General features: G+C 70.6%; 24 protein-coding genes. 15 read left to right on the forward strand and 9 right to left on the reverse strand.

Features of this window, described 5'->3' with window-relative positions; genetic code table 11:
* Positions 1 to 371: 371 nt before the first annotated feature.
* Entirely contained in the window at positions 372 to 668 is a 297-nt protein-coding gene (locus BLU27_RS19205) for a hypothetical protein (RefSeq protein WP_092655056.1), read from the reverse strand.
* Between the two features lie 55 nt (positions 669 to 723).
* The gene (locus BLU27_RS19210) at positions 724 to 1,128 is read right to left on the reverse strand and encodes a DUF3618 domain-containing protein (protein ID WP_157728682.1); all 405 of its coding nucleotides are present in this window, start codon (positions 1,126 to 1,128) and stop codon (positions 724 to 726) included.
* Between the two features lie 321 nt (positions 1,129 to 1,449).
* Between BLU27_RS19210 and BLU27_RS19215 the strand changes: the two genes are divergently transcribed.
* From BLU27_RS19215 to BLU27_RS19265, 11 genes are all read left to right on the forward strand, one after another.
* Complete coding sequence (locus tag BLU27_RS19215; protein WP_092655058.1) at positions 1,450 to 1,770, forward strand: gas vesicle protein GvpO; 321 nt, start codon at positions 1,450 to 1,452, stop codon at positions 1,768 to 1,770.
* The gene (locus BLU27_RS19220) at positions 1,767 to 2,174 is read left to right on the forward strand and encodes a gas vesicle protein (RefSeq protein ID WP_197681495.1); all 408 of its coding nucleotides are present in this window, start codon (positions 1,767 to 1,769) and stop codon (positions 2,172 to 2,174) included. The genes BLU27_RS19215 and BLU27_RS19220 overlap by 4 nt, the downstream gene beginning before the upstream one ends.
* Positions 2,174 to 2,959 (forward strand): GvpL/GvpF family gas vesicle protein, encoded by a 786-nt coding sequence (locus tag BLU27_RS19225; protein WP_092655060.1) that lies wholly within the window; start codon positions 2,174 to 2,176, stop codon positions 2,957 to 2,959. Before BLU27_RS19220 ends, BLU27_RS19225 begins: the two co-directional genes overlap by 1 nt.
* A complete protein-coding gene (gvpJ, locus tag BLU27_RS19230) occupies positions 2,952 to 3,170 on the forward strand; it encodes a gas vesicle protein GvpJ (RefSeq protein WP_092655061.1) in 219 nt (72 codons plus the stop codon). The genes BLU27_RS19225 and gvpJ (BLU27_RS19230) overlap by 8 nt, the downstream gene beginning before the upstream one ends.
* Positions 3,167 to 3,526 carry a gas vesicle protein K gene (locus BLU27_RS19235; RefSeq protein ID WP_092655062.1) on the forward strand — a complete coding sequence of 120 codons (360 nt, stop codon included), beginning with the start codon at positions 3,167 to 3,169 and terminating at the stop codon, positions 3,524 to 3,526. Before gvpJ (BLU27_RS19230) ends, BLU27_RS19235 begins: the two co-directional genes overlap by 4 nt.
* Entirely contained in the window at positions 3,514 to 3,978 is a 465-nt protein-coding gene (gvpJ, locus tag BLU27_RS19240) for a gas vesicle protein GvpJ (RefSeq protein ID WP_092655063.1), read from the forward strand. The genes BLU27_RS19235 and gvpJ (BLU27_RS19240) overlap by 13 nt, the downstream gene beginning before the upstream one ends.
* 1 nt (position 3,979) lies before the next feature.
* On the forward strand, positions 3,980 to 4,735 hold the full coding sequence (locus BLU27_RS19245) for a GvpL/GvpF family gas vesicle protein (RefSeq protein ID WP_157728684.1): 756 nt from the start codon (positions 3,980 to 3,982) through the stop codon (positions 4,733 to 4,735).
* Positions 4,736 to 4,816: 81 nt separating this feature from the next.
* On the forward strand, positions 4,817 to 5,500 hold the full coding sequence (locus BLU27_RS19250; RefSeq protein WP_092655065.1) for a hypothetical protein: 684 nt from the start codon (positions 4,817 to 4,819) through the stop codon (positions 5,498 to 5,500).
* Positions 5,501 to 5,514: 14 nt separating this feature from the next.
* Positions 5,515 to 6,702, forward strand: coding sequence for an SRPBCC family protein (locus tag BLU27_RS19255; protein ID WP_197681496.1), 1,188 nt, complete (start codon positions 5,515 to 5,517; stop codon positions 6,700 to 6,702).
* 253 nt (positions 6,703 to 6,955) lie between these two features.
* Positions 6,956 to 7,375 (forward strand): STAS domain-containing protein, encoded by a 420-nt coding sequence (locus tag BLU27_RS19260; RefSeq protein WP_157728686.1) that lies wholly within the window; start codon positions 6,956 to 6,958, stop codon positions 7,373 to 7,375.
* A gap of 107 nt (positions 7,376 to 7,482) precedes the next feature.
* Positions 7,483 to 8,445, forward strand: coding sequence for an SDR family NAD(P)-dependent oxidoreductase (locus tag BLU27_RS19265; protein ID WP_092655067.1), 963 nt, complete (start codon positions 7,483 to 7,485; stop codon positions 8,443 to 8,445).
* On the opposite strand, the gene BLU27_RS19270 is transcribed toward BLU27_RS19265, so the two are convergent.
* A complete protein-coding gene (locus BLU27_RS19270) occupies positions 8,417 to 8,710 on the reverse strand; it encodes an HAD family hydrolase (protein WP_157728688.1) in 294 nt (97 codons plus the stop codon). The genes BLU27_RS19265 and BLU27_RS19270 overlap by 29 nt on opposite strands.
* Complete coding sequence (locus tag BLU27_RS29235; RefSeq protein ID WP_157728690.1) at positions 8,707 to 9,144, reverse strand: HAD family hydrolase; 438 nt, start codon at positions 9,142 to 9,144, stop codon at positions 8,707 to 8,709. Before BLU27_RS29235 ends, BLU27_RS19270 begins: the two co-directional genes overlap by 4 nt.
* Positions 9,145 to 9,251: 107 nt before the next feature.
* Between BLU27_RS29235 and BLU27_RS19275 the strand changes: the two genes are divergently transcribed.
* Both BLU27_RS19275 and BLU27_RS19280 read left to right on the forward strand, forming a co-directional pair.
* Entirely contained in the window at positions 9,252 to 10,286 is a 1,035-nt protein-coding gene (locus BLU27_RS19275) for a MurR/RpiR family transcriptional regulator (protein WP_092655069.1), read from the forward strand.
* A 12-nt stretch (positions 10,287 to 10,298) separates the two neighbouring features.
* Complete coding sequence (locus BLU27_RS19280; RefSeq protein WP_092655070.1) at positions 10,299 to 11,282, forward strand: DUF6528 family protein; 984 nt, start codon at positions 10,299 to 10,301, stop codon at positions 11,280 to 11,282.
* Positions 11,283 to 11,327: 45 nt separating this feature from the next.
* Here BLU27_RS19280 and BLU27_RS19285 read toward each other — a convergent pair whose 3' ends face one another.
* Positions 11,328 to 12,875 (reverse strand): threonine/serine exporter family protein, encoded by a 1,548-nt coding sequence (locus BLU27_RS19285; RefSeq protein WP_092655071.1) that lies wholly within the window; start codon positions 12,873 to 12,875, stop codon positions 11,328 to 11,330.
* A 202-nt stretch (positions 12,876 to 13,077) separates the two neighbouring features.
* On the opposite strand from BLU27_RS19285, the gene BLU27_RS30620 reads away from it, so the two are divergent.
* Positions 13,078 to 14,733, forward strand: coding sequence for an HNH endonuclease signature motif containing protein (locus BLU27_RS30620; protein WP_092655072.1), 1,656 nt, complete (start codon positions 13,078 to 13,080; stop codon positions 14,731 to 14,733).
* A gap of 117 nt (positions 14,734 to 14,850) precedes the next feature.
* Here BLU27_RS30620 and BLU27_RS19295 read toward each other — a convergent pair whose 3' ends face one another.
* The 4 genes from BLU27_RS19295 to BLU27_RS19310 all read right to left on the reverse strand — a co-directional run bounded on the left by BLU27_RS19295 (position 14,851) and on the right by BLU27_RS19310 (position 17,789).
* Positions 14,851 to 15,339 carry a MarR family winged helix-turn-helix transcriptional regulator gene (locus BLU27_RS19295; RefSeq protein WP_092655073.1) on the reverse strand — a complete coding sequence of 163 codons (489 nt, stop codon included), beginning with the start codon at positions 15,337 to 15,339 and terminating at the stop codon, positions 14,851 to 14,853.
* 62 nt (positions 15,340 to 15,401) lie between these two features.
* Positions 15,402 to 16,052: a LysE family translocator gene (locus BLU27_RS19300; RefSeq protein WP_092655074.1), complete on the reverse strand. Its 651-nt coding sequence runs from the start codon at positions 16,050 to 16,052 to the stop codon at positions 15,402 to 15,404.
* 85 nt (positions 16,053 to 16,137) lie between these two features.
* Positions 16,138 to 16,872, reverse strand: coding sequence for a class I SAM-dependent methyltransferase (locus tag BLU27_RS19305; protein ID WP_241827518.1), 735 nt, complete (start codon positions 16,870 to 16,872; stop codon positions 16,138 to 16,140).
* Positions 16,869 to 17,789, reverse strand: coding sequence for a phosphotransferase family protein (locus tag BLU27_RS19310; protein ID WP_092655075.1), 921 nt, complete (start codon positions 17,787 to 17,789; stop codon positions 16,869 to 16,871). Before BLU27_RS19310 ends, BLU27_RS19305 begins: the two co-directional genes overlap by 4 nt.
* Before the next feature lie 294 nt (positions 17,790 to 18,083).
* Here BLU27_RS19310 and BLU27_RS19315 point away from each other — a divergent pair, with 294 nt between their 5' ends.
* Positions 18,084 to 19,169: a Gfo/Idh/MocA family protein gene (locus BLU27_RS19315; RefSeq protein WP_092655076.1), complete on the forward strand. Its 1,086-nt coding sequence runs from the start codon at positions 18,084 to 18,086 to the stop codon at positions 19,167 to 19,169.
* The last annotated feature ends 65 nt before the right edge of the window (positions 19,170 to 19,234 follow it).

Raw genomic sequence — 19,234 nt, forward strand, 5'->3', positions numbered from 1 at the left:
TGAGGCTGCGCCAGACCGTCCGGCGACCTCGGCCGGCAGGGCGCGCCGCAGCACCTCCACCAGGTCGGCCCGGTGGAGGTGTGTACCTTGCCACGGGACCCGACCGGAAGGCCGTGCGCACGCACGTCTGCCCGGGCGCCCAGGACGTCGAGTGTGCGCAGGGCGTTCGGCCACAGGGACAGACATGCACCGACCTCGGCGATCACCGGCGCGCGCTCGAGTACGGTGACGGACCATCCGGCCCGCCGCAGTCCTACCTACCGCCGTCGCGAGGCCACCGATCCCGCCACCTAAGACCACGGCGTGGCGAGCCATCTCCCTGCCCCCGTTGCCAATGCCTCAGCCTTCCGGTGACCGGCACCATGCCGCGGCTACGGGTTCGAGTGCCCCTTCGGTCCCCTCGCACTCCTGGGGACCCGCGCCCCCCGCAGCAGGTCGGCGTGTTCGCTTCGGGTGGCGACCGACCAGGAGGCCGGGACGGAGACGGCGCCGAGGTGACTGAGCAACCGCGCCACCCGGTCCCGCACCATGCCGCCGGCAGCCGCCGAGTGGGTGCAGACGGCGGCAGGTACGGAACCGGTGACGGCCAGAACGGTGACGGCGCGGGCAGCGGTGTCCCGGACGCCGCGCGCCACCTGCTGGACGTACGGAACGGCCTTGTTCGTCATGGACCTCTCTCGTCCGCGAGTACGTCACTGGCTCACGCGAATAGGCGTGGAGGGGTCAGTGCTTCCTGATCCGGCGCAACAGGAGCAGCGATCCCAGCGCCACCGGGACCGCCACCGCGACGGCCTTGCCGTTGCGGGTGCGTACGGTCTTTGCGACCTGGGTGCCGGTCCTCGCGACCTGGGTGCCGGCCTTGCGTAGTTGCTTCGGGCCGTCGGTGCGCGCCGTCGCGGACAGGTCCTTCGCCTTGTCCCGGGCCAACGTGGAGGCGCTGGTGGCGCCGGAGCGCACGCGTCCGGTCAGCTTGGCGGACTTATCCTGGGCCATCGCTCGTACGTTCATCTTGGTCCCAATCTCGTCGATGGTTCCACGTAGTCGCTCGCGGGCCTGGTCGACCTGAGCCTGGATCTCGGCGGGTCCGGCGGCCTCGCCGTGGGTGTTCGCGTTCTGCTGGTCGCGCATCCGTGCCTCCTCCCGCCGGTTCGGTGATCTCTTGCTATCGGGACCTGTCAACTGCGTCAAGTCGCCCGTTACGGCGGGCGAACCACCTCTGGCGATTTCGCGGACGGGAATCGCGGCGGCGGCGCCACCGAACTCGGACATCTGGCCGCCGCGTGCGTACTGAGGGGTTCGTCGCACCTACTCACAGTCATTCCTTGTCAGGAAGGCCAAATCACCTCGCGCGACACAACTCAACCGATGCGGTAGCGTCGCGAAGGCGTCATCGGGGGGTGACAGAGTCGAACACGAAATACTGACCTGACCCATATCCGCTGGGGACTTATGACCGAGCGACAGCAATCAGACGCCGACCAACCCCGGGAGCGGGTGCCTCGCGCCAAGAAGAAGCCGAGCATGGCCAAGGTCATCCGTGGAGCCGTGCAGCAGTTCGGTGAACTCACCGGCAAGCAGGCCGACGGGGTGAGTGGCGTACGCCGTGAAGGTGACGGCTGGTCGCTGCTCGTCGACGTGGTGGAGCTCGAGCGCATCCCCTCCACGACGACGGTGATCGCGACCTACCGGCTCGACGTCACCGCCGACGGCGAGCTGGACGGCTACGAGCGCCTGCGCCGATATGTACGTGGATCGGTGGATCCGTCGTGACGCAGTCGATCACCGGTCGCAACCCTCGGCCCGACACGCTGGCCGACGTCCTGGAACGCGTTCTGGACAAGGGTGTCGTCATCGCAGGCGACATCGTCGTGAACATCCTGGACATCGAGCTGCTCTCGCTGAAGCTGCGGTTGTTCGTCGCCTCCGCCCAGACCGCCCAGGAGATGGGCATGGACTGGTGGACGCGCGACGAGTTCTTCACCTCCCAGGCGACCGGCGGTGGCAACAAGAACGGCGAGGTCGAGGGCAAACGCGCCCCGGCTGAGCTGGAGGCGGAGAACGACCAGCTGAAGGAACGCATCGAACGTCTCGAGCGCGCGATCGCCGACCGCGAGCTTCCGGAGCGATCCGGGCGATCGAACCAGTCCGACGACACGCAGGAGGAGGATCGCTGATGACGGCGGGCAGTGCTCGCGGCCTCTACCTCTTCGCCATCGTCGGTTCCACGGCGGTCGACCTGTCCGGCCTGCCGGGCATCGTCGGGGGCAGCAGCCCGCGGCTGGTCGCTCACGGCGACCTCGCGGCCGTGGTGGCCGACGTTCTTCTTTCGGCGCTGGACGTGCGGGAGGAAGAGGTCACCGAGGACGGCCCGCTCGCCCGGATGGCGATGGACCACGACACCGTGATCCGCGCCGTCTTCGACCAGACTCCCGCGCTTCCGCTGCGGCTGGCGACGGTCGTCGGCGACGAGGACGCCGTGCGGCGGCTGCTGGAGGAGCGTTCCGCCGAGATCCGCGACCTGCTCGCCCGGCTGGCCGACCACCAGGAGTGGGGGGTGAGGCTGCGCCGCGAGGCCGGGAAGTCCGACCCGAACGCCGAACGCGAACGCGACCGTGCGGGGCGTCCGTCCGGGCGTGCCTACCTGCAGGCGCGACGGGAGGCGTTGCGAGCAAGCCAGGAGCAACGCCACGCCGTACGCCAGGCCGGCGACGAGGTCTACCGCGCGCTGGCCGAGCACGCCAGCGACGCCACCCGGCTGTCGTCCGGCGGTGGGGCCGTCCTTCTGCTGAACGCCACCTATCTCGTTCCCACGTCGGCGACCGACACGTTCCGGGGCGTAGTGGAGAAGTACGCCACCGAACTGCAGGCCGGCGGGGTCCAGGTCGAGCTGACCGGCCCCTGGCCGCCGTACAGCTTCGCGCAGGTGACCATCGGATCGCAGGCGGCGGCCGATGGCTGACCGCACGCTCGTCACCGGTTCGGGCGGGGGCACCAGTCTGGTGGACCTGCTGGACCGCGTTGTCGACCGTGGGGTGGTGGTGTCCGGCGACATCATCATCTCCCTGGCCGGCATCGACCTGATCCAGGTGAACCTCCGGCTGTTGCTGATCGGGCTGGAGACGGCCAACGAGATACACCGCACCAACCTCGAAGGGAGGGGCGCGCGATGAGCGAACCGGCACACCTGCCGCGGCTGCCGGACCTGCGGCGCACCCCTCGCATCGACGCGAACGCCGAGGACCTCGGTAGGGGCCTCGGACAACTCGTCGTGGCTCTGCTCGAACTCGTCCGTGACCTCCTGGAGCGCCAGGCGATCCGGCGAATGGACGGCGGAAGCCTGGACGACGAGGAAATCGAACGCCTGGGGGAGGCGCTGCTCGCACTGGAAGACAAGTTCGCCGAGCTCCGGGAGATCTTCGGGGTCGAACGCGAAGGACTCCGACTCCCGGTCGACGTCGACGACCTGCTCGACGAACACGAACGGCTCGACACCACAGGGAGGCACAACAAGCCATGGCAGCTGTAGCAACGCAGGGAATCAACCGTGCGCCCCGGCCGAGCAGTCTCGCGGATGTCCTCGAGGTGATCCTCGACAAGGGCATCGTCATCGACGCCTACGTCCGTGTCGCGCTCGTGGGTATCGAGATCCTCACCATCGACGCCCGGATCGTGATCGCGAGCGTGGACACCTACCTCCGGTTCGCCGAGGCGGTCAACCGGCTGGACCTCGGCCAGCAGGAGGACCAGGTGGCCGGCCTTCCGGGCCTGGTCCGGGAGGTGACCGGGGACGGCGACTCCGGCGGCAGCAAGACCAAGGGTGCACTGAGCGGAATCAAGGAGTCCTTCTCCTCCGACGATGACGACGACGAGGATGACGACTCCGGCCGGGAGCGGTCCGCCACTCGCCGGAGGTCTTCGTCGAGCCGGAGCGCACCGCGGTCGCGGCGCGCCAGCCGTCAGCCGACAGAGGAGTCCTGAGATGTTGTTGTTGCACGGAGTGGTCCCGGCCGGCCGCGAGATCGACGAGCAGGGTGAGCTTTCGGGCGAGGAGTACCAGATCGTCCAGGACGGTGATCTGGCCGTCCTGGCGCGGGAGGTTGCCGACGCCGAGGAGCTGACCGAGGACGACGCGGTGAAGTACCTCGACGCGCTGGTCGAGCTGGTGCGCGGCGGGCCCGTCCTGCCGCTCCGTTTCGGAACGGTCGCTCCCGATGTGGACGCGGTACGCTCGGAGGTGCTCGCGCCGGCGGCCGAGGAGTTCATCCGGGCGCTGGAGGCGACCGCCGATCTCGTGGAGCTCCGGCTGACGTTCACCCTCACCGACGAAGCCGTCCAGCGGCTGTTCAGGGAGGACCCCGAGCTACGCGCGGCGGCGGGCCGCGGCGGGCCGGGAAGTGAGATGTCGGAACGCATCGAGGTCGGGCAGCTCGTCGCGCAGCGGCTCACCGAACAACGCTCACAGCTCGTCGCCGCCTGGGTCGCGACGCTGGACGAACTCACCGAGGACACGAAGTCGATCAGCTCGTCGGAGGAGGGCTGGGAGCAGGTGGCCCTCCTCGTCCGCCGGGAGCGGTTGGACGAGTTGGACGAGGCGGTCAGGGCGCTCGCCAACGAGGTGGACGGGCTGGCTGAGGTCGAGTACGTCGGACCGCTGCCGCTCTACAGCTTCGACGCGATCGGAATGGCCGAAGCGTCGACCACAGCTAAGTCTCAGCAGTCCCGCTGGGGCTGGTGAGCTTGACGGCCGGAAGACCTTCACCGCGGGGGACCGCGGTGACGAGGCCGGGTCTTTCGCCGTAATCGAGAGGAGAACACCGTGGATGACAGGACGAAGATCGCTGCCGCGGTCGCGGGGGGATACCTCCTCGGCCGGACGAAGAAGGGAAAGGCCGCCATAAGCCTGGCCCTGTGGCTCGCGGGTAAGCAGCTTGGTCTGCAGCCGCGCGAGCTCGTCCGGGAGGGTGTGCTCAAGCTGGCCAGCACGCCACAGATCACCCAGCTCGGCGACCAGCTGCGCGGTCCGGTCGCCGAGGCCGGCCGCAAGGCGGCGTTGGCAACGCTGGAGTCGCAGCTCAACCGGCTGTCCGACGGCCTGCAGTCGCGCACCAGCTCCCTGACCGAGAAGTCCTCGAAGCTCAAGGACAAGGCCGGAGAGACCGTTCAGGGCGCCGACGACGAACTCGACGACGACTACGACGACGAGTACGACGACGAGGCGGACGACCGCGCCGACGACCAGGCCGACGAGGACGAGCCCGAGGCCGACGACGAGCCCACGGACGAGGCTGACGACTCCGAGGACGCCGAGGAGCCCGCGGCCGAGCGCCGGGAGCGGCCGCGGCGTCGCCCCCGCGAAAGCGGCGGGGACGACTCGCAGGAGAAGCCGCGCCGTAGGCGCCCAAGTTCGGACGCGCCCCGCCGGGCCGCGAGCAGGACCCGTTCGGCGGGCTCCCGCCGTCAGGGTTCCGGCTCCGGCCGGCAGGTTCGGTCGCGGGGCTGAGGAAGGAGAGCCGGGTGGCTTCCGAAAAGAGCTCGCTCCTGGGGGACGTCGGTAAGGCTCTGATGAAGAGCCCTGCCGTCGAGCGCCTCACCGACGAGGCGAAGGAGTACGCCGCCGCCCGCGGATCGGAGCTTGTCGAGTCGGTCAGCGGCAAGCTCGGTTCGCTGACCGAGAAGTTCGAGGATCAGGCCGGGAACCCCACCGCGATGACGGCCGGGGTCAAGGCGCTGCTCGAGGGCAAGTCGCCGTTGAGGGCCGGCATGAGCGCTCTCGGCCAGGGCCTGAAGAACAAGATCAAGGGCCTGTTCGGCGGCGGTCGTACCGGGCCGAAGATGACCAACATCATCGAGGACATCGAGATCGGTGCGCCGGTGTCGGTGGTGTACGACCAGTGGACGCAGTTCCAGGAGTTCGGCTCGTTCATGAAGGGTGTCGAGGGCGTCGACGCCAAGGACGAGGTGGAGAGCAACTGGCGCGGCAAGGTCTGGTGGTCCAAGCGGAGCTGGAGCGCGCGGGTCACCGAGCAGGTTCCGGACCGCAAGATCGCCTGGACGACCGAAGGTGCGAAGGGCACGACCAAGGGTGTCGTGACCTTCCACCCGCTGGCCGACGACCTGACGATGCTCCTCCTCGTCATGGAGTACTACCCCAAGGGGCTGTTCGAGAGGACAGCGAACATCTGGCGGGCGTTCGGCCGCCGGGTACGCCTGGACCTCAAGCACTTCCGCCGGTTCGTGACGATCCAGGGGGAGGCCTCGGGGTCGTGGCGCGGTGAGATCCGCGACGGCGAAGTGGTTCGCGAGCCGGACGAGAACGACGACTACCGCCGCGAGGACGACTACGCCTCGCGGGGCAAGGCGAAGTTGGACGAACGTCCGGACGAGGACGACCTCGACGACGAGGCGGACGAGGACGCCGACGACGCGGACGAACCCCGCGACGACGACGATCTCGACGACGAGCCGGAGGACGACCGGGACGCCGACGACGAGCCGGAGGACGACCGGGACGCCGACGACGAGCCGGAGGACGCCGACGAGCCGGAGGACGACGACCAGGACGCCGACGACGAACTCGACGACGAGTACGACGAGGACGACCGTTCGGGCGACGAGCCGGACCACGACTCGTCCGTGAACGGCAACGGCCGGGGCCCTTCGCCTCGTCGCCGGCGCCGCCGCCACGCCGAGGCGGTCCGCTGACCGACCCGACCGGGGCGGACTCGCGGGAGTCGCACGTAATCCCGACTGTCACCTCGCAACGACACAGGGCGCTCGTGAAGTGCCGGTTTCGACCGGCCTTCCGGGCGCCCTGCGCCGTATGACGACCGTTCATGACGCGGGCCACTGTCCAGGGGTGCCGGAACGGACCCGGTTGGCCGGTTCGGGTTCGCTGGCCTACGGTGGGGGAGAACGGCGCGCTTCCGGCCCAGTCCCAGCGAACGGAGCGAACCCCGTGTCGACCAACGAAACCAAGGCGAACGCCGTACACAACACCGGCGGCGCCGACCCCCAGATCCGCATCAACGCGAGCCACACCGGAGCCGGCGCTCTTGTCGCGTCCGTGACCGGCGACCTGGACCAGGCCACCTCCCAACAGCTGTCCCAGCAGCTCAACCACCTGCTCGACGAACGACCGGCGATGGTCGTGCTGTCGTTGGAGGACGTGCCCTTCCTCGACTCCGGCGGCCTCGACGTCCTGGTGAACGTCCAGCGCCGCGCCCACGCCGAGCAGGTGCCGGTGCGCATCTGCGCGCCGCGCAGGGGGCCTACCAAGATCCTTCAGCTCACCGGCCTTGACGTCGCGTTCGACATCTACCCCACGGTGGGCGACGCGCTGGCCGGCACCGCCAACGCGGGTTCTCCCTTCGCCTGAGCCCGGGTCCCGGCGGTTTCACAGCCGGCACCTCGGGTACGCGATCTTCGACCCGGACCACCACGCTGGTCCCTTCGCGACGTGCCCCCGAGGGCGGTTGAGATCCGATGGAAGAACCCCCGACCCGAACAGCCCTGGTGACCGGTGCCTCGCGTGGGCTCGGCCTTCTGGTCGCGCGTGAGCTCGCCCGGCGCGGCTACTCCCTGGTGCTGTGCGCTCGCACGGCCGAGGACCTCTACGCGGCCCGGGATGATCTGACCGCCCGCGGCGCGGACGTCCTGGCCGTTCCATGTGACGTGCGAAACGCGCAGGAGGTCGAGCATCTGGTCGCCCGCGCTATCGGCTACCGCGGTGGCCTCGACGTGGTGGTCAACGTGGCGGGCATCATCCAGGTCGGGCCGCTGGAGTCGGTGACCCTGGACGAGTTCCGGGACGCGCTGGACACCATGTGCCTCGGCCCGGTCCAGGTCACGCTCGCGGCGCTGCCGCACCTGCGCGAACGCCGGAGTGGCCGGATCATCAACGTCACGTCGATCGGTGGGAAGGTCGCGGTGCCGCACATCCTGCCGTACTCCGTGGCGAAGTTCGGAGCGGTCGGATTCTCCGAGGGCCTGCGCGCCGAACTCGCGGGCAGCGGCATCTCCGTCACCACGGTCGTACCCGGGCTGATGCGCACCGGCTCCCACGTGCGGGCGTCGTTCGCCGGGCAGTCGACCAAGGAGTACGGCTGGTTCTCCGCCGCGGCCAGCGCGCCGCTGCTGTCGATGGACGCCGAGCGCGCTGCCCGCCGGATCGTGGCGGCGGGCCTGGCCGGGCGGGCGGAGGTCACGCTCACTCCGGCCGCGATCCTCGGCGCCAGACTGGCCGGGTTGATGCCGGGTACGACGAGCAGGCTGCTCGGCCTGGTCCGGCCGCTGCTGCCCGGCCCGCCCGCCGATGCCGGGCAGGCCGTTGCCGAGCCCGGCCACCGGGCCCAGGCGCGGACGGAGTCCAGGGTGCTCCGTGCCCTCACCACCATGGGGCGTTCGGCCGCGCAGAGGTTCAACCAGCGGCGCGCGACGGGTACCTGACCGGCGCCGGAAGGAAGGCCCGGACCTCGGCGAGAGTTCGTACGTGCTCGTGGTCACCGGGGGCGTCGCAGTCGGCGTACGGGTCGTAGTGCACGGCCAGGATGTCCGCGGCCTGGGCGCCGCGGACGTCGGCCGGCACGGTGTCACCGACGTGGACCGCGCGGTCGCACGTGACGCCGACCGCGTCCAGCGCGGCCCGGAAGAAACGCGGGTCGGGCTTGTCGTAACCGACGACGGCGCTGTCCAGCACCGCGTCCACCGTCACACCCAGGCCTCGCCCTCCTGGCACATCGCGGCCTCGCGCAGCATCTGAGCGATCCGCCCGTCCGCCTGGGACACGATCGCCACGCGCACTCCCTCGCCGGTGAACTCGGCCAGCGCGGCCCTGGAGGCAGGGTCCGGCGCGTGCCACATGTTTCGCGTACGGGAGACCGCCCGATAGTCCTCGACCGCTGCAGGCAACCGCTCGGCCGGAACGCCCGCGAACCTCGGCAGCAGTTCGTAGTAGTCACGCAGCTCCCCCCGGGCGGGGAACGCGGCGTTGTGTGCGGCGTAGTGCGCCCGCAGGAACTCTTCCTCGGTGTCGACACCGCCGTGCCGGGCGACGACCGGGGTGAGCAGCGCGGCGTTGGGCAGCAGGAGAACTCCGCCCACGTCGACGAGCAGGGCGGTGGACGAGGCGAACTCGGCTGACGACACCAGATCCTCCATTGCTGGACGCTTGATGGGACACGTTGCGGACACGTTGCTGGTCGCGTGGTGGAAATGATTGACGCCTCAGAGTACTGGATGTAAATATTGCCCGCATGGGATCGACGGGGGTGCATGAGGCGAATGCCAACGCCACGTTGCTGGAGCGGATCGCGTCGATGCGCGACACGCTCACTCCCACTGCCCGCCGGATCGGTGACGTCATCTGCGAGGACGCGGCTCTGGTCGCCCGGATCGGGATCGAGGACCTGGCCGAACGCACCGGCACCTCCACTGCCAGCGTCAACCGCTTCTGCCGGATGCTCGGCCTCGCCGGCTACACCGAACTCAGGTTGGTGCTCGCGGGGGAGGCCGGCCGAGGTGGCCCGGCCGACCGCCATGACCCGGACGCCGACCCGAGCGGTGACATCCCGGCGGACGCCGATGCCGAGACGACCGTGGCGCTGCTCGCGTCGTCCACGGTGCACGCGATCAGGCGTACGGCGGAACTGCTCGACACCTCAGACCTCGACCGGCTGGCCGGAGCCGTGGCCGAGGCCGGACAGGTGCAGGTCTTCGCGTTCGGGGGAAGCGCCGACGTCGCGCACTATCTCGCCGCCCAGCTCACCGGCATCGGTGTCCCGACGCTCACCTCCGCCGACGTCCACACTGCCGCCGCGTACGCGGTGACGTTGGGACCCAACGACGTCGCGATCGCGATCAGCCACTCCGGCCGCGCGGTCCAGGCGATCGAACTCCTCGACCTGGCCCGCTCCCGTGGCGCGACCACGGCCGCCGTCACCAGCAGCGCGGTCTCTCCGCTGGCCGCCGACGCCGACGTCACGCTGGCCACCACCGCCCGTACGGCGACCTACCGCTATCGCGGCACCGCCGGGCGGCACGCACAACTGTTCGTCACCGACGCGCTGTACGTGCGGGTGGCGCAGCGGCGAGCCGAGTCCGCCCGGCAGTTGCTCGACCTGGCCGGGGCCGCCACCGCCCGCTACCAGCTCGGGCCGTCGAAGAAGCCGGCGCGCAAAGCAGCACCCAAACCGGCGAAACCAGGCACGAAGCAAACCCCGAGACAAGCGGGGAGATCATCCGAACGCACCAGGAGCAGCAGCAGTCGCACCTCGAATCCCCACCACTGAAGGAGAACGAGCATGCGTGTGACCCGCGGCATCCTTGCCGGAGTGTCCGCCTGTCTGTTGGCCGCGACTGTCGCCGGGCCCGCCGCCGCGGCCACGGCCGCCGGCCGTCCCCGTCCAGCACCCATCATCGTCACCGAGCAGGCCGGCGACCGCATCGTGGTGCTCGACACCACCAAGCGCTGGGCGAACTCCAACGCCACGCTGTGGTCGTGGCGGCCCGGCGCCGACAGCGACACCGGCGACACCAGCACGTCGTGGGGGCTGCCCGACGACGCTCGCCTGCGTACGGGCGCCGACGGCCGCCAGTACGTCCTGGTCACGGACTCCTACGGGTTGCTCGCCTCGGTGCCCTATCCGGACAAGGGTCCGGTTGCGTGGTCGGTCGACGTCGGACGAAGTCCCAACCCGCACGGCATCGACCTCCTGCCCGACGGCAACATCGCGGTCGCCGCCAGCAACGGCAGCTGGATCCGCGTCTACACCGCGAGCCAGGGCAGGCATTCCGACACCTACGTCGAGGCCGCGCTGCCCGGCGCGCACGAGGTCTGGTGGGACGCGCGTCTGACCGTCCTGTGGGCGATCGGCGACCACCTGCTGGTGAAGTACGCCGTGGGCGGCACACCGGCGGCGCCGACCCTGACCCAGCAGGCGGCGTACACCCTGCCGAGCAACTGGGGCCACGACCTCGGGCCGGTGGCCGGCGACCCCGACCGGCTGTGGCTCACCACCGTGTACGGCGTCCACCAGTTCCAGAAGTCCACCGGGAAGTTCGTCAGCTTCCCTCGTCAACGTGAGCTTTACGCGCTCAACATCAAGAGCGTGGGAACGGACGCGGCCACCGGCACCGTGCTGGAGACCACGCCGAAGGCCGGCAACCCGTGCAGCTGGTGCACCGACCAGGTGGACCTGTTCGTCGGCGCTGACCAGACGGAGGAGAAGGTCCTTCCCGGCGCCCAGATCTACCGGGCCCGCTGGTTCGACGAGGAGAGCTCGTAGGGCAGATCCGGGACGTGGTTCCCGAGCAACGTCGGCGCGGGCGGGTCAGCCGGTTCTGGAGCCCGCGCCGGCGCGGCTGCCGCGGTCGTGATCGTCCCACCGGTCCCGTCGGTAGCGGCGGACGCGGAGGTCGCGGCGGGGACGGTGGTCACGGCGAGGACGGTGCACAAGTACGCGTACCGGGCCCACCAGCCGCGGTCCGGCGTACCTGCGTTCCGACCGTGACAACCCACGGCGTAGCGGCTGGAGAAGGAACTCGCCCAGGATCGCCCCGGCCGCGAGGGCGAGCGACTCGGTGGCGGCGAGCAGCAGGCCGGAGATCCCTCCGCGGCTGTCGCCCTGGGTGATCTGCAACATCGCGGAGTAGATCGTGAGACCGGGCAGCATGGGAACGATCGCCGGCAACACCACCGCCAGGGCCGGCAGCCGCCGCCGGGCCGCGATCGCCTGCCCGCACATGCCGATGGCGACCGCGACCAGCCCACGTGCCATCGACGGTGAGGACAGGACCTCGTCCAGTGCGAGGTAGGCGACCCAGCCGAAGCCGCCGAGCAGGAACACCGCCGGCAGCAGCCGCATGGACGCGTACAACCCGACCGCCATCGCGGCCGCGACCACCCCTGCGGAGAGGAACCGGGGCGGCAGCCCGGCCAGGGTGAACGGTGCCGGCGGGGTCACCGTCATCGTCACGCCCGCCTGACGGGCAACGATCAGGGCCGCCGCCACCCCTCCGGTGATGCCGGCCGCCAGCAGCACCACCTCCATCGCGCGGGCGGATGCGGTCACCATGAACCCCGTCAGCGCGTCCTGTACCGCGCCGAGCAGCGCGACACCGGGCAGCAGCAGAACCACCCCGCCGGCCACGACCAGGCCGGGCTGGACCGGCGCACCCATCCCCGTCAGGGCCACGGCCACCGAGGTGACCAGGGACGCACCGATGAAGTTCAGGTAGAAGTCGGGGAGGTTGCGCCTGGCCAGCCGGCGGCCCAGCCGGTCGATGACCACGGTGGTGCAGAAGGTGACCAGAGCGAGCAGCCACCCGCCGCCAAGCTGTACGGCCACCGCGGCGGCGAGGGCACCCCAGGCGCCGCTGACCACCCAGCGGGGATAACGCTTCGGCGAGCGGACGACGGCGTTCAGCCGCAGGTACGCAGCGTCCGGGGTCAGCGAGCCCTCCGTGAGCCCCAGCACCAGCTGGTGCAGAGCCACCAGCCGGTTGTGATCCACGGCGCGCACCCGCACGATCCGCAGGTCGGTCAGCGGCGCCCCCGAACCCTCGACCGCCACCGAGACCAGCACCTGGGTGTAGGTGACCGACGCCTCCACGTCCTCCAGCCCCAGGGCCGTGGCGCTGGCCACGATCGAGGCCTCGACGTCGACTGAGCCCGCACCACTTCGCAGCAGCAGTTCACCGAGCCGGAGCAGGAAGTCCAGTGCGTGCCGCAGGTCACGGTCGTCGGCGTGGGTGGCGGTGCGTACAGGGTACGGCGAGTGCCGTGGGCGTTGCGAGACGACGGGCTCGTCCCTGCGTAGCGCGGCGCCGGCTGCTCGTCGTAGGCGGTTCCGCATCCCGGCGGTGGCGGGGTCGTGCACAGTAAGTCTTCCTCGTCGCGTCGTCTCGCGTGCCAACCGCACTAAGGTACGAGGGTCCTCGGCGCGCCCACGCGCGAGCCGGTCCGGATCGGCGTAGCGCCTCTCGTTGGCGGTGCTGTCAGGTGCCTCGCTCCCGATGGATGATTCTCAACGCTGTTGTGGACAACGGGTTGTTGTCGGTGGTTGCCGGTAGGGTTCGAACATGTCTTCGACCGCCCAGGAGTCTCCTCGCAGCGGAGGTGGCACACCGCTGCATCCGTTGCTGGCTGCCTTGGGCATGGTCACCGCCGGCAACGACGTGGTGTTGTCGACGTCGGTGGTGTCGTTGACGGCCGAGCATGCCGGGGAGGCGCTGGAGGTACTGGGCCGGGAGATCGCCCGGCTGCAGGCGGCCCAGCTGAAGGTCGTCCGCCAGGCCGAGGCCTGTGACGTCGGCAAGCTCACCGGGGCGCCGAACGCCACCGTCTATCTTCGGACGGCTCTGCGGATGAGCAGGCACGAGTCCTCTGCCACCGTCGGCCTCGCGCGCGACCTGGACAAAGCGGTCCCGTCGACCGGGGACGCGCTCGCCGCCGGGAACGTGTCGGTGCGGCAGGCGCAGGTCATCGCCGATGCGGTCAAGAAGCTCCCCGACTACGTGGGTCCGGAGGAACGGGTCGAGGCGGAGGGGTTCCTGATCGGCAAGGCCCGGTTCCACAATCCTGATGAGCTGCGGGTGCTGGGTACGAAGCTTCTGGAACGGGTCGCGCCGGAGGAGTACTACCGGCAGCTGGGCGAGGAACTTGCCAGGAAGGACCGCACAGCAGAACAGAAACGGTCCCTGCGCTACTCCCCGAACGGGGTTCCGCAGTCGGAGTCGGTGCACATCAGCCTCCCGGCGTGGGAGATGGAACTGCTCCGCAAACTGATCGAACCCCTCGCCGAACCCGTCAAGGGGGCAGACCCAGACCACCGGCCGATCGACCAGCGTCGAGGCGACGCGTTCGCCGAACTCATCGGCATGCTGGCCGCTGCGGCGAAAGCACCTGTCCGTGGCGGCAGACCACCACAGGTCGCGGTCACCATCCCACTCGACACCCTCCTGAAGGGCACGGGTGCGGGGACGGTCGACGACACCGCAACTGTCGTCCGTCCCAGGCCGTGCACCTGCCCCTGCACAGACCCCAAGTACGCCAAACAGAGCACCAAGAAGCCCGCCGAGGCCGGAGAGCCGACATCAACGGAAGCCGGAGGTCAGGAGGAAGGCCAAGTAGGTAAGGAGAAACGACCATCGTCCGGCACCGGCGCGCTCGCGGACGGGATGCCACCACCGCGAGAACCCGGCCAGCACCCACAATCAGATGTCGGGGATCCGGAGAGTGACGCTGAACCCGAGAAGGGTGCTGCGGGCCCGGGGGCTGCCGTCGACCCGCATGACGGGTGCCCCACCTGTGGAGGTGGCGGGTCAGCCCGCTACCTCGGCGCCGACGGCAAACCGATCTCGGCGGCGACCGTGCGCCGGCTGGCCTGCGAGGCCGACCTCATCCCCGCCGTCCTCGGCGGCGACGGGCAAGTCCTCGACCTCGGCCGCTCCGACCGGTTCTTCAAAGAACCACAACGCCGTGCACTGGCCATCCGCGACGGACACCACTGCAACTTCCCCGGCTGCCAAATCCCCGAACCACGCTGCATCACCCACCACATCAACCCCTGGGACCACGGCGGCCCGACAGACCTCGCCAACGGCGTACTCCTGTGCCGCCACCACCACACCACCATCCACCACAAAGGCTGGCAAGTCCGCATGGGCAGCCACGGCCACCCCGAATACACACCCCCGGAATGGTCCGATCCGAAGCGACGCGTCCTTCGCTCCTGAATGAGATCCGGCGTGAGCCCCGTCCGGCCGCTGAGTCCGATCCGCTGACGAGACCCGGCCCGACCGGTGGATTCGAGCGGCCCGCGGGCGGCAAGGATGAGTGCCGCGGGAGGAACGCTAGGGCTCCCGTTGCCGGGCTCGGCGGACCGGACGGGGAGCCTCCACGGGGTCGGCGAGGTGGCCGGTGGTCAGTCGCTCGAGCGCGCGCAGGAAGACCTTGCGTTCGTCGGCGGGAAGCGCGGCGAGTGCCTCCTGGTGCACCCGATCGACCACCCGTTGGCTGCGCCGGGCCATCCGCGTTCCCTCCTTCGTGACAGCCACGATCCGAGCCCGGCGGTCGGTGCTGGACGGCCTGCGCTCTGCCAGCCCGGCCTGCTCCAGTGCGTCCACCGTCACCACCATGGTGGTCTTGTCCATGTCGCCGAGCTCCGCGAGCTGGATCTGGGTGCGCTCCTCCTCCAGGGCATGCACCAGGACACAGTGCATGCGGGCGGTGAGCCCGATCTCGCCCAGCGCGGCCGCCATCCGCGACCGCAGAACATGGCTGGTGTGGTCCAGCAGGAACGACAGGTCTGGTTCGGAGCGGCTCGGAGCCATGGCGGTCATGCCGTCCAGGCTACAACTCGGTCCGATACGGATTATCCGAGAAGCGCCGTTTCGGGGCCAGCTCACGGGCTGGCGAGTGCCCGGGACCGGTCCGCGGCGATCCGTACCGCCAGCCCGGCGAGCACCGTCCCCATCAGGTAGCGCTGCACCCGCAGCCAGGTCGGCCGCCGGCCGAGGAAGGAGGCCAGCGACCCTGCGCTCAGGACGATCAGAGCGTTCACCGTCAGCGCCACGGTGATCTGCGTCAGCCCGAGCGCCAGGCTCTGCCCGCCCACGTGACCGCGCGCAGGGTCGACGAACTGCGGCAGCAGCGAGACGTACAGGATCGCGATCTTGGGGTTCAGCAGGTTGGTGACGAACCCCATCGCGAACAGTCGGCGCGGCGGGTCGATCGGCAACGCCTTCGGTGTGAACGCCGACTCACCGCCGGGCCGCACCGCCTTCCACGCCAGCCAGAGCAGGTAGGCCGCGCCGCCGAGTTTGAGCGCGGTGTAGAGCGCCGGCACCAGCGAGAAGACCGTCGCCAGACCCGCCGTCGCCGCGAGGAGGTAGACGAGGAACCCGGCGGCCACGCCGGTCAGCGACACCAGGCCCGCTCGGCGTCCCTGGGTCACCGAACGCGACACGAGATAGATCATGTTCGGTCCGGGCGTGAGGACGAGACCAAGGGCGACGGCAGCGATCCCGAGCAGGGCATGTGGGCTGGTCGGCATGCCTGGGCAAGTTCCGCCCGGGCCGCGATTATTCCCGGCGGCCGGATTCCACCCACCCACCCGCGGCGGACCACCCACCCGCGGCTCAGTCGGAGGGGCGGTCCTCCACCAGCCGCCACACCGTGGTCTGCTTGGCCTCCGCGTCTTCCAGGGTCACCGGCACCGGCATCCGGTACGACGCGACCGCGACGAACCCGTCCGGAGGCAGGTAGGTACGCCCCGGGTCACCGACGAGGACGCGGGCTCCGCCTGCCCGTGCCCGGCGCAGGAAGGGCAGCATCCGGGCGGCGGTTGCGCGTTCGTAGAAGATGTCGCCGGCCAGGACCACGTCGGCGTCGACCGTCGGCTCCGCCAGCAGGTCACCGAGGTGCCCGGTCACGTGTACGGCGTTCGCGGCGGCGTTGCAGCCGATCGCCGCGAGGGACAGTGGGTCCAGGTCGTTCGCGGTGACGGCGGCGGCACCGGCCCGTGCCGCGGCGATCGCGACCAGGCCCGAGCCCGAGGCCAGGTCGATGACCCGCGCACCGGACACCTCGGCCGGATTGTCGAGGATGTACCTCGCCAGCGCCTGCCCGCCGGCCCAGGCGAACGCCCAGAACGGCGGCGGTGAGTCGGAGAGGCCGAAGGCGCGTTCGGTCTCCTGCCACAGCCCGATCGCGTCCTCGGCGAGGTGGAGGCTGACCTCCGGCACGCCGGGCACCGGCCGCAGCCGGGTGTGTGCCCGGACGAAGTGGAGGAATTCGTCGGACTCCGCACTCAGGCCTGCACTCGCGCCGGGGTTCAGGCCCGCGTTCGGGTCGGCGTTCGGGTCGGAGTTCACAGCTGGGCAACCGTTCGGGCCAGCCAGTCCTCGAAACGCGTCCAGTCCGCCCGGGCGGCCGGCGTCGACGGCTCGGGCGCGTCGAGCAGTCCGTCGCAGGTGTCCAGCAGGTCCCAGTACGGATGGTGCGCGTCGGTCACGCCGACCCCGCGGTAGAGCGCCAGGAACTGTTCGGCTGCCTCGCCTCCGTAGCGCCCGGCCAGGTTGAGCCGCATCCGGGCGAGGTCGATGCCGCGCGGGCCGAGGCAGCCGGTGGTCCAGTCGACCACCCCGACCAGGCGGTCGCCGTCCCACAGCGTCTGGCCGGGATGGTAGTCGCGGTGGATGAATCCCAGGGTCGCCGGCGGCGGTCCGGCGGCCACCACGTCGAAGACCCTGTTCCACAGCCTGGGCGCCGCCGACCAGGCCGGAGGGCGCCGGTCGCCGTCGCGCTGGCGGTCGTAGTAGGGCCGGTACGGCGGGAGGGCCCGCACGACCGGAAGGTCCACGGCGTGGATGAGGGCGAGCGTCTCCGCCAGTTGCGCCAGCACGTTCCGGTCGGCGCGTACGGGCGGGCTACCGGGCACGCGCGTGGTGAGCAGCGTGGGCACGTCGCACATCGTCGGCGTGGTGTCGGCGGCCACGAGCCGGGGCGCCGGGACGTCGGTGCTGCCCAGCAGGCCGAGCACGGTGGCCTCGTTCGTGGGGCGGTACCACGGGTCGGTGCGCAGCCGGTCGGCACGGTGGAAGCGGCGCAGGGCCAGACGGTGCAGAACGCCGGTGGCGCTCAGCACGTCGACCGCGTGCAGGGTGGTCGAGTCGACACCCATCAACCGTACGGACGCCACCAGGCCGCCCTGGCCGGTGACCTCGCGTACCCACCGAAGCGTTGCGCCGGACGGTGGGGGTACGCCGTCCGGCCGCTGGTCGACACTCATCGCGTGCCTGAACGTTACCGGCGCGCTCGCGGTGCGCGGTCCCGCCTCGGGGCCGGTCCCCTTCCGTCACCGACGCCGCCGCGGGCCGGTCCCGTTCCGTCACCGCCCGGCTGCTCCCGGCGGCAGACTGGGAGGTACGCGACCGGCCGTTGGCGCGCGCCGGCCGACCGGGGTCTCGTGACCGGGGGGCAAGTCCTGCCCTGGCGTAGGCGTTGAGCGCGCCCGGAGGTTGGCCCTACACTTCCGGTCCGGACTGAAAACGCACGCCGGCCACCACGGATCGTCAGGAGCGTCATGGACTCGCCTCGCCCGGCAACGACGCCGGCGCCGACACCGCCCGTACGCCGGCGCGTCGGCCTGGTCGGTCTGGGCAGCATCGGTGTCACCCATGCGCGCGTCCTCGCCGAACTCCGGTCCGAAGTCGAACTCGTGGTGGTGAGCGGGGGAGCGGGCACCGACCTCGCCGAACTCGGCTGGCCGCAGGCCACCAGAGCCGACCCCGCGGAGATCCTCACTCGTTGCGATCTCGACCTGGTGGTGCTGTGCGGTCCGACACCCACCCACGCGCCGCAGACGCTGGCCGCTCTGCGCGCCGGCCGCAACGTCGTGGTGGAGAAGCCGCTGGCGCTGGACGTGGCCGCCGCTCAGGAGATCGCGTGGGAGGCGGTTCAGTCCGGGCTGATGGTGTCGGTGATGGCGCAACGCCGGCTGGAACCCCAGCACCTCGACATCAAGCGCCGGCTGGACGCCGGCAAACTCGGCCGGCCACTCCTCGGCGAGACGTTCGTCCACTGGCACCGCGACGACGCCTACTACAGGCACGCGTCGTGGCGAGGCCGGCAGGAGAGCGGCGGTGGTTCGGTGATGAACCAGGCCGTGCACAACATCGACCTGCTCCGGTGGTTCCTCGGCGCGCCGGTCGAGGTCACCGCGCAGTCGGCGACGCTGGGACACGACCCGTCGGTGATGTCCGCCGAGGACACGACGGTCGCCACGCTGCGGTTCGTCTCGGGTGCGCTCGGCGTGGTGGTCTCGTCCACGGCCGTACGCCCGGGAGATCCGGCGCGCCTCACCCTCCGCACCAGTACGGGCACGATCGAACTCGCCCACGACAAGGTCACCCGCTGGGACCTGCCCGGCGTACCCCCTCCACCCGGCACTCCACCGGAGGGCGCCGGCCCGGCGAGCGGCGCGCAGAACCCGGCCGCGATCGGCCTGGCCGGACACCGGGCGCAGTGGCGCGACATCCTGGACGCGTTGCGGGAGGACCGGCCGCCGGCCGTCGACGTCACCGACGGTGTGAAGACCGTACGGTTGCTGTGCGCGATCTACTCCGCCGCCGCCACCGGACGGGCCGTCCAGCTTCATCCCGAGCCCTGACACCCGGGATGCCTGCCCCTTATTCGGCTGGGACCGGATAGCCTCGGCCGCGGGGCCACCAGCCG

This window comes from Actinopolymorpha singaporensis (assembly GCF_900104745.1).
Lineage (GTDB): Bacteria > Actinomycetota > Actinomycetes > Propionibacteriales > Actinopolymorphaceae > Actinopolymorpha > Actinopolymorpha singaporensis.

What these genes read in the sequence shown, in the direction of transcription:
- BLU27_RS19215 (WP_092655058.1), top strand. Translation starts at nt 1,450, where the DNA reads ATGACCGAGCGACAGCAATCAGACGCCGACCAACCCCGGGAGCGGGTG.
- BLU27_RS19265 (WP_092655067.1), top strand. Translation starts at nt 7,483, where the DNA reads ATGGAAGAACCCCCGACCCGAACAGCCCTGGTGACCGGTGCCTCGCGT.
- BLU27_RS19225 (WP_092655060.1), top strand. Translation starts at nt 2,174, where the DNA reads ATGACGGCGGGCAGTGCTCGCGGCCTCTACCTCTTCGCCATCGTCGGT.
- BLU27_RS19205 (WP_092655056.1), bottom strand. Translation starts at nt 668, where the DNA reads ATGACGAACAAGGCCGTTCCGTACGTCCAGCAGGTGGCGCGCGGCGTC.
- BLU27_RS19315 (WP_092655076.1), top strand. Translation starts at nt 18,084, where the DNA reads ATGGACTCGCCTCGCCCGGCAACGACGCCGGCGCCGACACCGCCCGTA.
- BLU27_RS19210 (WP_157728682.1), bottom strand. Translation starts at nt 1,128, where the DNA reads ATGCGCGACCAGCAGAACGCGAACACCCACGGCGAGGCCGCCGGACCC.
- BLU27_RS19280 (WP_092655070.1), top strand. Translation starts at nt 10,299, where the DNA reads ATGCGTGTGACCCGCGGCATCCTTGCCGGAGTGTCCGCCTGTCTGTTG.
- BLU27_RS19310 (WP_092655075.1), bottom strand. Translation starts at nt 17,789, where the DNA reads ATGAGTGTCGACCAGCGGCCGGACGGCGTACCCCCACCGTCCGGCGCA.
- BLU27_RS19275 (WP_092655069.1), top strand. Translation starts at nt 9,252, where the DNA reads ATGGGATCGACGGGGGTGCATGAGGCGAATGCCAACGCCACGTTGCTG.
- BLU27_RS30620 (WP_092655072.1), top strand. Translation starts at nt 13,078, where the DNA reads ATGTCTTCGACCGCCCAGGAGTCTCCTCGCAGCGGAGGTGGCACACCG.
- BLU27_RS19245 (WP_157728684.1), top strand. Translation starts at nt 3,980, where the DNA reads ATGTTGTTGTTGCACGGAGTGGTCCCGGCCGGCCGCGAGATCGACGAG.
- gvpJ (WP_092655063.1), top strand. Translation starts at nt 3,514, where the DNA reads ATGGCAGCTGTAGCAACGCAGGGAATCAACCGTGCGCCCCGGCCGAGC.
- BLU27_RS19300 (WP_092655074.1), bottom strand. Translation starts at nt 16,052, where the DNA reads ATGCCGACCAGCCCACATGCCCTGCTCGGGATCGCTGCCGTCGCCCTT.
- BLU27_RS19295 (WP_092655073.1), bottom strand. Translation starts at nt 15,339, where the DNA reads ATGACCGCCATGGCTCCGAGCCGCTCCGAACCAGACCTGTCGTTCCTG.
- BLU27_RS19235 (WP_092655062.1), top strand. Translation starts at nt 3,167, where the DNA reads ATGAGCGAACCGGCACACCTGCCGCGGCTGCCGGACCTGCGGCGCACC.
- gvpJ (WP_092655061.1), top strand. Translation starts at nt 2,952, where the DNA reads ATGGCTGACCGCACGCTCGTCACCGGTTCGGGCGGGGGCACCAGTCTG.